The 12,597-nt window shown below is 37.3% G+C and carries 9 protein-coding genes; all 9 read left to right on the forward strand.

Annotated elements, in window-relative coordinates; translation table 11 throughout:
• The first annotated feature begins 1 nt into the window (after window position 1).
• The 9 genes from ACOEN1_RS04895 to ACOEN1_RS04935 all read left to right on the forward strand — a co-directional run bounded on the left by ACOEN1_RS04895 (window position 2) and on the right by ACOEN1_RS04935 (window position 12,538).
• Complete coding sequence (locus ACOEN1_RS04895) at window positions 2-523, forward strand: nucleoside hydrolase (RefSeq protein ID WP_422485363.1); 522 nt, start codon at window positions 2-4, stop codon at window positions 521-523.
• 131 nt (window positions 524-654) lie between these two features.
• On the forward strand, window positions 655-1,539 hold the full coding sequence (locus ACOEN1_RS04900) for a mechanosensitive ion channel family protein (RefSeq protein WP_422485364.1): 885 nt from the start codon (window positions 655-657) through the stop codon (window positions 1,537-1,539).
• A 173-nt stretch (window positions 1,540-1,712) separates the two neighbouring features.
• Window positions 1,713-2,033 carry a zinc ribbon domain-containing protein YjdM gene (locus ACOEN1_RS04905; RefSeq protein WP_422485366.1) on the forward strand — a complete coding sequence of 107 codons (321 nt, stop codon included), beginning with the start codon at window positions 1,713-1,715 and terminating at the stop codon, window positions 2,031-2,033.
• A 146-nt stretch (window positions 2,034-2,179) separates the two neighbouring features.
• Window positions 2,180-3,121 carry an FtsH protease activity modulator HflK gene (gene hflK, locus ACOEN1_RS04910; protein WP_422485367.1) on the forward strand — a complete coding sequence of 314 codons (942 nt, stop codon included), beginning with the start codon at window positions 2,180-2,182 and terminating at the stop codon, window positions 3,119-3,121.
• Window positions 3,114-4,097 (forward strand): protease modulator HflC, encoded by a 984-nt coding sequence (gene hflC, locus ACOEN1_RS04915; RefSeq protein WP_422485368.1) that lies wholly within the window; start codon window positions 3,114-3,116, stop codon window positions 4,095-4,097. Before hflK ends, hflC begins: the two co-directional genes overlap by 8 nt.
• 116 nt (window positions 4,098-4,213) lie before the next feature.
• Complete coding sequence (locus ACOEN1_RS04920) at window positions 4,214-5,260, forward strand: aldo/keto reductase (RefSeq protein ID WP_422485369.1); 1,047 nt, start codon at window positions 4,214-4,216, stop codon at window positions 5,258-5,260.
• A 563-nt stretch (window positions 5,261-5,823) separates the two neighbouring features.
• Window positions 5,824-8,907 (forward strand): EAL domain-containing protein, encoded by a 3,084-nt coding sequence (locus tag ACOEN1_RS04925; protein ID WP_422485370.1) that lies wholly within the window; start codon window positions 5,824-5,826, stop codon window positions 8,905-8,907.
• A gap of 12 nt (window positions 8,908-8,919) precedes the next feature.
• Window positions 8,920-11,985: a putative bifunctional diguanylate cyclase/phosphodiesterase gene (locus tag ACOEN1_RS04930; RefSeq protein ID WP_422485371.1), complete on the forward strand. Its 3,066-nt coding sequence runs from the start codon at window positions 8,920-8,922 to the stop codon at window positions 11,983-11,985.
• Window positions 11,986-11,998: 13 nt separating this feature from the next.
• Complete coding sequence (locus ACOEN1_RS04935) at window positions 11,999-12,538, forward strand: GNAT family N-acetyltransferase (RefSeq protein WP_422485372.1); 540 nt, start codon at window positions 11,999-12,001, stop codon at window positions 12,536-12,538.
• Window positions 12,539-12,597: the final 59 nt, after the last annotated feature.

Here is a 12,597-nt window from a genome sequence, read left to right on the forward strand (position 1 = left end):
TATGAATATATTTATTTCTGGAGACAGTCTGCCTTCCATGAAAGGTACATTTCATCAACCAGAAAGCCACCTAGATAAGGAATGGGATCTGCTGAAGGAGCAACAGGACGTAATACTGGTCTTAACAGAAGGACCTTCATCTGCAGCTCTGGCATTTAAGGTATGGCCCGATCTGATACATAATGTGAAGAGAATAGTCTATGCAGGCGGTACACTGAAGAGAGGAGACAGCACTCCCTACGCCGAAGCATCCATCTATAAGGATCCACATGGAATGGAGTCTCTCTTGAACACCGGTGTCCCCGTCATATTCTGTACCATGGAGGCAGCTAAAGTCCACAATGTGACCATGGAAGACCTGGCATTGGGGTATGCTCGAAATCCTGAAGGTTACAGGACCGTTTTTTGCGGTGTTCATGTTGAAACCCAGATGAACTCCATTGCATATGGAAAAATGATAAGTGATGTTATTAGCGACAATAAATTCGAGAAGAAGAACGCCCATATAGTTATGACGGATTAGGTTTAGATCAACAATCCAGGGAATATCTTAGATATGGACAAAGAAGATGGTGTATTTGAAAACTCTAGTGTCTTAATACATGCCAATGGGTATATACAAAACATATGATTAAAGCCATTCAGGAGGGTATCATGAGAGAATTTATAGATTCCATAAACCCAATATACACACAAGTTGCAATTTTTGTAGTAGTTGCAATGGTTTTGTATGTAACTGCAAAGAGAGTTCTAAACCGCTTTTATCCAGTCTTGCAGGAACAGAACAAATGGTATTTTACAAAGAAAATAGTAATGAATACCATTTATGTCATTATCTTCTTAATATTCGTTTTTACCTTCAGTGACAGGTTCGAGGGCTTCTACACCACACTTGGTCTGGCTGGAGCAGGAATAACCTTTGCCCTTCGCGAGGTTATTGTAAGCTTTGCAGGCTGGTTTGCAATTCTATTTGGAGATTTCTTTAAGGTGGGCGATAGGGTACTTCTTGGAGGAATCAAAGGAGATGTAATTGATCTTGGAATCCTAAGGACAACACTTATGGAAATAGGAGACTGGGTAGATGGAGATCAGTACAACGGAAGAATCGTCCGTGTTGCCAACAGCTTTATTTTCACATCACCGGTACATAACTATTCAGCCAATTTCCAGTTTGTATGGGATGAAATCCATATACCGATTCATTTTGGAAGTGATACCAAACTGGTCAGAAAACTATTGACCGATGTTGCGGATGAAGTCGTTGGAGAAGCATCAACTCAAGCCAAGGAAGCATGGTATAACATGAGAAGGCAATTCAGGCTAGAAGATGCAACACTTGAACATCAAACTTTTATGGCATTCGATGACAACTGGGTAGAATTTTCACTTCGGTACGTAGTTGATATCAAGGAGAGAAGGAGAACCAGAGACAGACTTTTTACCAGACTACTTGAGGAAATAGAAAAATATCCCGATACGATTGAACTGGCTTCAGAAACATTTGAAATAGTAAGGGGTAATGGGGTTGAAAAGTCCTAGAAAATTTACGTCCGTGCAGATGAAATACACTGTGGGAATACAATGACCTTGACCAGGTATAACATCTGGAGCAGGGTCTTTTCAATGAATGGTGTTATCCTTTTGGATATTTGATAAAGATGGTCATAAGAAGTATAATAATCTTATAACACAAGAATTGAAAGGGGGATTTTATGCTTACTTGTCCTAAATGTGGAAGTGAATATGGTTACGATGATGGTACATCATATAACTGCCCAGAGTGCGGTCATATCTGGACAGATTTAAGTCTTGAAAACGCTAAAGTAAAGGATTCTGTTGGTAACGAGCTTCAAAATGGAGATGATGTAATCATAACTGTGGATACAAAACTTGGGAAGGATATTTTGAAGAGAGGAACCAAAGCCAAGGGAATTCGTATCCTAGATGAAGAATACAATGGCCATGATATCGATGGTAAGGTTGATAAATTTGGTAGTATCTATTTAAAATCATCTATCGTAAAAAAACTATAACAGTATCCTAAGCAATATAGAGCAAGCTAATTTATAGCTTGCTCTATATTTATTTATTAAATAAGGTAATTGCTTAAATATGAACATTATAGGTCTATTAAGTGTTATACTACTAAAGTATATTAAAAAACAAAGGGAGGAATTACATGTCAAAAAACTATGCAAAAGTGACATTTGTAGTGCTGCTAGTAGGGTTACTCCTAGTACTTGCTACTACAAGTTTTTACACCGTTGACCAGACGGAATACGCTGTGCTTGTAACATTTGGAAAACCTAGCACGGAAATAGTATCCCCTGGACTAAGATTTAAGCTACCTTACCCTATACAAACAGTTAAAAAAGTTTCAAGAGAGACTTTTTCCCTGACCCTGGGTTATGAAGAAAGAGCAGATGGAATCACAGTAATGGAACAAGAGTCAAAAATGATCACAGGGGATGAGAATATTATCCTTGCAGATTTGGAAGTACAATGGCAAGTTGTAGATCCAATTGCATTTATATACAATTCCCAGGATCCTGTTAACATCCTATCAAATGCAACTTCATCTACCTTAAGAGGGGTAATTGGCAGTTCACTTGTAGATGATGCATTAACTGATGGACGTACTCGTATTATGAATGATATACGTGATAGCTTAGTTGAAATGGTAGAAGCATATGATATTGGTATTGCAATTAGAAATGTAAACCTACAAGATGTAGACCTTCCTACAGATGAAGTTAGTGATGCTTTCAAGAAAGTCGCTTCAGCTCGTGAGGAGAGAATCACAAAAATAAACCAAGCTAATCGCTATAAAAATGAAAAAATCAATACCGCCGAAGGGCAAAAGGCTGCTTTGATTAGTGAGGCAGAAGGTGTTAAGGTCAGCAGAATTGAGCAAGCCCGTGGAGATGTTGCACAGTTTGATGCAATTTACTCAGAGTATGTTAACAACAAAGATATAACAAGTGACCGTCTTATGATAGAAACACTGGAGCAAGTTTTACCAGATGTTCAAATATATGTAATGCAAGAGAACCAAGGGTCTAGCACAGTAAAATACTTACCTCTGGATCAAGTAAGACAAGGAGGTAGTTATAGTGAATGATTTAATGAGAATGCTGAAAAAATTGTTTGATGATTTAAACGCATCTAAGCCAAGAGAAGAAGCTTCAAATCAGGATGCTGGGCAAGCTCCTGAAGATCTTCTAAAAGGTCTATCATATATTGTTCCAATACTGGTTATAGTAATCCTTCTTGGATTGTTTGTTAAGAGCAATCTATATGTAGTAAAAATGGATGAGTATGTGGTAGTTCGTCAATTTGGTGAAATCGTAAAAGTTGAAGATTCACCAGGGCTTAGATTTAAAATACCTTTTGTACAAACTATTGGTACACTACCAAAAAAAATTCTGTTTTATGATGTGCCTCCTGCAGAAATCAACACCTTGGATAAAAAGAGGATGATGGTTGACTATTATAGTCTTTGGAGAGTAACTGATCCAAAACAAATGATAGAATCATTAAGGACTCTAAATGCTGCTGAAAGCAGATTAGGAGATATAGTTTATTCAAGCATCAGAACAGAACTTGGTAAAATGAACTACGGAGATATTATTAATGATAAAAAAGATAGCCGTGGTGGTTTTGATGAGATTGTAAATGTGCAAGTTAATGAAACCCTAGACCGCAACCTAAGCGGTATTGAACTTGTTGATATTAAAATGAAAAGAGTAGATCTTCCAGTTTCCAATGAGGAATCGGTATATCAGAGAATGATTTCAGAACGTGAATCTACGGCACAAGAGTACCTTTCACAAGGTGATGCAGAAGCTCTTAAAATAGTTGCTGATACAGATAGGCAAGTAGCAGAAATGCTAGCGACAGCAAAAGCAGATGCAAAAACTATCGAGGCTGAGGGCGAGAAAGAAGCAGCCAGGATTTATAACTTGTCATACAGCAAGGATGCAGAATTCTTCAATATGTACCGATCCTTGGAATCCTACAAAACAACTATAAATGGTGAAACAGTAATGATATTACCATTGGAATCACCATACTTGCAATATCTAGTAGGACGTTAGGATTTTTGGATATACTCAAGTTTTTGACAATGAATACTATCATTTATTCAGTGAAAACTTTCAATGTGATATAATATAATCGTACTTTAAAAATCAGGATTGAATAATAGAAGGGTGTGAATTATAGGATGGAAAAGAGGATATTGGGCAGAACGAACTTTGAAGTTTCGGCAATTGGATTTGGTGGAATACCAATCCAAAGGGTAGATGAAGAAACTGCATATGAGCTTCTAGTGGAAGCACATAAGCAAGGAATCAACTTTATTGATACAGCAAGAGGCTATATGGAAAGTGAAAGCCTCTTAGGAATCGCCCTGGAGAGAATTGGAAGAGATAAATTCATTCTTGCAACCAAGTCCATGGCAAAAACCTATGATGCCGTAGTTGAAGAATTCGAAACCAGTCTGAAAAATTTAAGAACTGACTACATAGACCTTTTCCAGTTTCATAACGTCAGCAAGAAAGAGGACCTTGAAACCGTTATGGGAGAAAACGGTGCCCTTAAAGCCATCAAGGAGTACAAGGCAAAGGGAATCATTAAGGAAATCGGGATAACTAGCCATAGTGTTGAGCTTTTGGACATAGCAATAGATACAGGAGAATTCAGCACCATTCAGTATCCGTATAATCCAGTTGAAAAGCAGGGAGAACCAGTCTTTAAGAAGGCTAAGGAGAACAACCTGGGCGTTATTGTAATGAAGCCCCTTGCTGGAGGAGCAATCTCAAAAGGGGAACTTTCACTTAGGTTCATAATGGAGAATAAGGATATTACCGTTGCAATACCAGGCATGGATTCAGTTGAACAGGTAATAGAGAATGCCAGAGCAGGAAATGTAATGAGACCCCTGACAGACGATGAAAGAAGCATGTTGATGAAGGAAGCAGATACTCTTGGAGAGGAATTCTGCAGAAGATGTGGTTATTGTGCACCATGTACCGTAGGAATAGATATACCTACCCAGTTTATACTTGAGGGATACTATTCAAGATATAATCTTCAGGATTGGGCTATAGATAGATACCGTGGATTTGAAATCAGCGCAAAGGATTGTATTGAATGTGGCTTGTGCGAATCAAGATGCCCTTACAATCTTCCAATTGTAAAAATGCTAAAGAATGTTGAGGAGAGACTGGGAGTAGAACCCAGCGAAACAAGTCACTAAATGACTTAGTTGAGCTGTTGGTACTACCCCTGTTGAAGCCCTAGACATGCTTTGAGGAGTACAACATCTCAAAGCATAGACAGGTCTCATGTCAAAAATCCCCAATTAAGCAAGTTTAGCGATGCTTGATTGGATTGGATTTGACGGCCAGAGTCGGTGAGGTTCAAAGCGACAGAAAGGGAGCATTGGACCCACGACTTACGGCGCTGGAGTAGAACCCACGACTTACGGCACTGGAGTAGAAGCTTAATTAACAAGATTATAACCTGAAATCTATATTACTTAAGTTAAGTGTACCAGTATAAAAAGAGCATATGAATTAAGCAAAACACACCAGTTGACGATTTATTGAACTGGTGTGTTTTGTATTAACTACAAAATTAACAATTATTAGAAATGTATATGTATAGCGTGAACTTTAGTTTTGTTAAATATCTCCAATATCAATAAAATACACATTTTTCAAAGAATTATGTTTATTATTTACAAATATTACTATATACTTAGATGTATTAATCTTTAAGAGGGGTTTACCATATATCTAGAAGGGAGGCCGTTATGTAATGCTAAGAGAGTTACCATTAAATGAGATATATTCAATTATTTTTTATGCAGCTGCAACCACATATATTCTTGTTGGGGTATACATTCTTACACAAAGTGTTGAAAGTAAGCTAAATCAGATTTTCTTCCTCATGACCATATCCTTGGGGATATGGGCTTTCAGCTATAGCATTGCCACATCTGCAACAACATATCATGAAGCTTTGATGTGGCACAGAGTTAGCTCTCTGGGATGGGGAATAATGTATAGCATTCTTTTGCATTTCTTCTTAATTCTTACCAATAGATACAAACTATTAGAAAACAAAATGACATATGTAATCCTCTATTTTCCAGCTCTTATCAATATATTTTACTTTGGTATTAACACCAAAACAGCGGCAACTGGATTTAATGTCATTCAGACAAGTTCAGGATGGGTGGATGCTTCCACAGGAGGGATATTAAATATCTATTTCTATACATATTACCTTGCTTTTACAATAGCTGGTTTCATTGTAATCTGGACTTGGGATAGAATTAGAAAAGAGAATAGAGCAAAGGGAACAGCTGTTTTAATAACCATTACAATGCTATTAGGAATAACCTTAGGAAGTTTGACAGATCTTTTTTTTACAAGCTCAATTCTAGATCCCAAGCTAAATATGGGAGTAGTGTTTTCCTTGATACCAATTTCATCTATAATCCTGGTCTTTAAAAAACATGGGATTATCCAAGATGAAAGTCAAACAGACGTTTTTATTGCAGGAAATATCTTCACAAAAGAAAAAAGGATGAATTTTTTTAAAATGATATCCTATGTGTTTATAGCAGGGAGCATTTCTTATGTGATATTGGATTATATTATGATTGGCAAAGAAATTACTAGTGTATTAAAATTTAGTGGTATTGTTCTTTTCATAGGAGTGTATTTGAGAATTATGCCTCACTCTGGCAAGGATGAACGTTCTCAAGATATACAATTGGGAATTGTTATGGCGCTAGTTACTCCAATACTGTATTTACACTATATGCAATACGGTTATAACAGTGTTATTTGGTCTGTGCCTATCTTCCTAATGATTCTTTCAATAGTGTTTAATAATAGGATAGTTTTAATTATGACATTAGTATCTGCTGCTCTGGTTGAAACTGTATCAGCTGCAAGAAATGGTAGTTTTGTTGTAACAATAGGAAGAGTTGACTACCAGCAGCGATTAGCAATTTACTTTCTGCTGGCAGGTATAGTCTATTACATAAGTCATATCTATCGCCAAAGATTAGATGAACACGAAAAACAAATAGAAGTTCAAAGAGAAGTTTCCAGAATTTCTTCGGAATTTGTTGGCATTAATTCTGAAAATATTGATGCAAGAATAGATGATGTTCTAAGAATGTGTGGTACATTCTTTGGAATAGATCATGCATTCATGTTTAGGTTATCAAATGACATGTCAGTAGCACATTACACAAACGAGTGGTGTGCTGATGGAATTCCTCCTACTAAAGGGAGAATGGAAACACTAAATGTCAATGACTTTCCATGGTGGATGAAACAGCTTAAATCAAATACAACTATGCATATAAGTGAATTGGCTGAGTTACCCTTAGAAGCCCAAGAAGAGAGACAACTAATGACTAGGCAAAATATTAAGTCAATGAGTTCAATTAGTATAGTAAATCAGAATAAAACACTAGGAATTCTAGGATTTAATGCCATAAGAAAGAAAAGTGTCTGGAAACCGGAGCATCAAGAAGTTCTGCAGATACTCACCAACATGATATCAGATGCCCTTGTAAAGATTGAAGCCGAGAAGAAAATCAATCAGATGGCATATTATGACAATCTCACTAATCTGCCAAACAGAATATACTTTAACATGGAGCTGGATCAGATGCTCAAATTGGCAAAAAGAAATGAGAGATTAGTTGGAGTACTATTTCTTGACCTTGACCTCTTCAAATCCATAAATGATAGCTTGGGTCATGAGGCGGGTGACAAACTGCTTGTAACAATTGGAGAGAGATTGACAAGCCTTCTCAGAGAATCAGATATGGCATGCAGGTTTGGAGGAGATGAATTTCTAATCATGCTTCCCCACATGAAAAACCATGAAAACATAAGAAAAGCAACAGAAAAGATAATGAGGGCATTTGAAGAGCCGGTAACAATAGATGGACAGGATTTTTATGTTACTGCAAGTAGTGGAGTTGCAGTATATCCACTTGATGGAGAGGATTCAGAAACCCTTGTAAAAAATGCAGACCTTGCAATGTATGAGTCAAAGAGCAAGGGGAAAAACAGATACACATTCTGCACACCAATAATGAAGGAAGAAATAAGGGAAAAGGTCCAGCTATCGAATGACCTTTACAGGGCATTGGAAAGAGAAGAGCTCGTACTTTATTACCAGCCACAGCTAAGTATCGAAACAGGAAAGATAATAGGACTTGAAGCCCTCATAAGGTGGATGCATCCAGAAAGAGGAATGATATCCCCGGGAGTATTCATACCAATGGCAGAGCAGACAGGACTAATCCAGTCCATTGGAGATTGGGTAATAAAGACAGCCAGCAGACAGAATAAAATCTGGCAGCAAGAAGGATATGATCCAGTAGCAGTGGCAGTAAATATATCAGTGGAACAATTTAGAGGATCACAGCTTGTCGAAGTTGTATCAGAAGCATTGAAGGAGAGCAAATTGGAACCCCAGTACCTGGAGCTTGAAATAACAGAGTCAATAGCCATCCAGGAACCAGACTATATAATAGGAGTCTTGGAAAGATTAAAGAGCCTGGGAGTATCAATTGCAATAGATGATTTTGGAACAGAGTACTCATCCCTAAGCAGACTCAAAGAGCTACCAGTGGACAAGCTAAAGATGGCAATGGAATTTGTTCAGGGAATAGATAAGGACAGCAAGGACAAGGCAATAGCAACAGTGATAATCAATTTGGCCAAAAGCCTTGGATTAAGGGTAATAGCAGAGGGTGTAGAGAAGAAGGGGCAGCTTGATTTTCTAAGGGACAGAGCATGTGATGAAGCTCAAGGATATTATTTTTACAGACCAATGCCAGTTGAGGAAGTCGAAAAAATACTATAGCTAGGAGATAATATGAATGCACAAGCAGAAATAATTTCAATCATAGTATTCGCTTTTTTAATTATATATGGAATTTTTGGTACATACACACTTTCATTAAACCCTAGTTCCAAAATGAATAGGATGTTCTTCTTAATCAGCATTTTTCTTTGTGTATGGGCATTTGCAATTGCAATGGGAAATGTTGCTCCGAACTACGAGACTGCCATATTGTGGAGAAGAGCAGGATCGCTTGGATGGGGCGTCCTTTATAGCTTGTTGTTACACTATTTACTAATGTTAACTGGCAGAGCAAATCTATTGAAGTCAAAAATGACATATATATTTTTATATCTTCCAGTTCTAGTAAATATCTTGTTTTTTGGTCTCTATAGCCCGGTTGCTATAACCCAATACAATTTAATCCAAATAAAAACAGGTTGGGTTAATGTTCCAACTGGAAGTATTGGGGACATCTTTTTCAATTCTTACTATCTCTTGTTTTCATTGCTCAGTTTAATTACAATATGGACCTGGGAAAATGTAGCAAATGATAAAAGAAGAAAAAGAATTGTGCATATTATAAGCATTACGTTCACCATGGGAATCCTTGGGGGATTTATCATAGATACTATGTTTCATCAATTGCCTCAGTTGAGTGTTCTATTTGCATGTTTTCCATTGGCAGGAATAAACTATTCCATTAGAAAACAAAATTTAATGGGTGCTCACAATGAGAAAGGATATGAAGACAAAGACTTATTTGTCTATGAAAGGAGAACTCAGTTCTACAACTATCTCTCATATGCTGTAATAGCAGGAAGTGTTCTAAACATAATGTTTTACTCTCACGAAATGATAAAAATTCAATCAATCCTTACAATGAGTTTAGTGATATTAGTGTTTGGTATTACAATTAGACTTATCCCACTATTACAAGTCTCTAGTGCAAAACAAGATACAATTCTTTTGATTTTGTTGCCTGTTTTCATTGTACTGATACTATTGTACTTTACTAGGCACTATGGTAATAATGCCGTTTGGCCAATACCAATTATTTTTCTCACTGCAAGTGTAATGTTTAGGCAGAAAAGTTTTTTTTACTCGACTTTGGCAATTACATTATTGTATCACTTTTGGTCATTGACGACAGAACCAGTTTCAGAGATAACTGTGGGTGCTTTTGAGTACACATCACATATTACAATGTATTTTGTGATTGCTGCACTAGCTTCATATGTAAATAAGACATATCGAAAAAGACTTGCAGATCATGAAAAGCAAATAGAAATTCAAAGAGAGATATCCAGAATATCTTCAGAATTTGCAGGAGCAAATCCAATGAATATAAACGAAAAGATTAATGATGTCTTTAAGCTGTGTGGAACATTTTTTGGAATAGAGCATTCATTCATGTTTAGATTTTCAAATGATATGTCAGAAGCATATTACTCTAATGAATGGTTTGGTGAGGGAAATTCGCCAGCTAAGGGTAAAACTGAAACGCTATCCATCAATGACTATCCATGGTGGATGGAAAAGCTTCAAAATAACAACAGGGTTTTTATTAGAGACGTAGACAATCTTCCTGATGAAGCAGTCTCGGTTAAGCAATTTATGCAAAACCAGCATATAAAGTCTCTCATATCAGTAGCTATGCATGATAAGGATCGTTTGATTGGATTTCTTGGATTTGATGTTTCAAGAAGCGAGAAGACCTGGGAGCTGGAACATCAGGCGGTTCTTCAGATACTCGCCAACATAATCTCAGATGCTCTGGTAAAGATTGAAGCCGAGAAAAGAATCAATCAGATGGCATATTATGATAATCTGACAAATCTACCAAACAGAATATACTTTAACATGGAGCTAGATCAGATGCTCAAATTGGCAAAAAGAAATGAGAAATTAGTGGGAGTACTATTTCTTGACCTTGACCTCTTCAAATCCATAAACGATAGCTTGGGTCATGAGGCGGGTGACAAACTGCTTATAACAATTGGAGACAGATTGACAAACCTTCTCAGAGAATCAGATATGGCATGCAGGTTTGGAGGAGATGAATTCCTAATCATGCTTCCCCAGATGAAAAATCTAGAAGATATCAGAAAAGCAACAGAAAAGATAATGAAAGCATTTGAAGAGCCGGTAACAATAAATGGACAGGATTTTTATGTTACGGCAAGCAGTGGAGTTGCAGTGTATCCACTAGATGGTGAGGATTCAGAAACCCTGATAAAGAATTCAGACCTTGCAATGTATGAATCAAAGAACAAAGGCAGAAACAGATATACATTCTGCACACCAATAATGAAGGAAGAAATAAGGGAAAAAGTTCAGCTATCGAATGATCTTTACAGGGCATTGGAAAGAGAAGAGCTCGTACTTTTTTATCAGCCACAATTAAGTATTGAAACAGGAGAGATAATAGGACTTGAAGCTCTTATAAGGTGGATACATCCAGAAAGGGGAATTATATCGCCTGGAGTATTTATACCGATGGCAGAGCAGACAGGACTAATCCAGTCCATCGGAGAATGGGTAATAAAGACAGCCAGCAAACAAAATAAAACCTGGCAGCAAAAAGGATATGATCCAATAGCAGTGGCAGTAAATATATCAGTGGAACAATTTAGAGGATCACAGCTTGTTGAAGTTGTAGCAGAAGCATTGAAGGAGAGCAAACTGGAACCCAAGTATCTGGAGCTTGAAATAACAGAGTCAATAGCCATCCAGGGACCAGACTATATAATAGGAGTCTTGGAAAGCTTAAAGAGCCTTGGAGTATCAATTGCAATAGATGACTTTGGAACAGAGTACTCATCCCTAAGTAGACTCAAAGAACTACCAGTGGACAAGCTAAAGATGGCAATGGAATTTGTTCAGGGAATAGATAAGGACAGCAAGGACAAGTCAATAGCAACGGTGATAATCAATCTGGCCAAAAGCCTTGGATTAAAGATAATAGCAGAAGGTGTTGAGAAGAAGGGTCAGCTTGATTTTCTAAGGGATAGAGCATGTGATGAAGCTCAAGGATTCTTTTTTTACAGACCAATGCCAGTTGAGGAAGTTGAAAAATTGTTGAATTTAAAACGTTAGGAGTAGAAGCTTAATGAGAAAAGAGATTGAGTACAAAGTGTTGCGAGCAGAAGAGATAACCCGTGAAATGTTCACCAATTTTATCCGCCATCAGAAGGTGACTAAGTGTTGGAGAAAGATTGAAGGGGAATGGCTTATGAAGGACATAGAATTTGTTGATGACTGGTCGGATAAGGAGTACTCCCTACTCTCGGGATACCTAAAAAATACATCAAAAACAGGTGGTATTGTAATAGGTGTCTTTCATAAAGACAAGCTCAAAGGCTTTGCTTCCGTTGAGTCTGAATTTTTGGGATCGGACAAGGAGTATCTGGACCTGTCAAGCCTCCATGTTTCAGAGGATATGAGAGGTCATGGAATAGGCAAGGTCCTGTTTGAAATGTCCACCACCTGGGCAAGGGAAAAAGGAGCCAAGAAGCTTTATATTTCCGCTCACTCCTCAGTAGAAACACAAGGTTTCTATAGATCAGTCGGTTGTGTTGAAGCCTTGGAATACAATAAGGAGCATGTTGATAAGGAACCGTATGATTGTCAGCTGGAGTATGTACTTTAGAATAATAGAAGATATAAAAACGCACCAGGTATTATTTATACCTAGGTGCGTTAGTTATT

It is taken from the genome of Gudongella sp. DL1XJH-153, from assembly GCF_049310905.1.
Taxonomy (GTDB): Bacteria; Bacillota; Clostridia; order Tissierellales; family Tissierellaceae; genus Gudongella.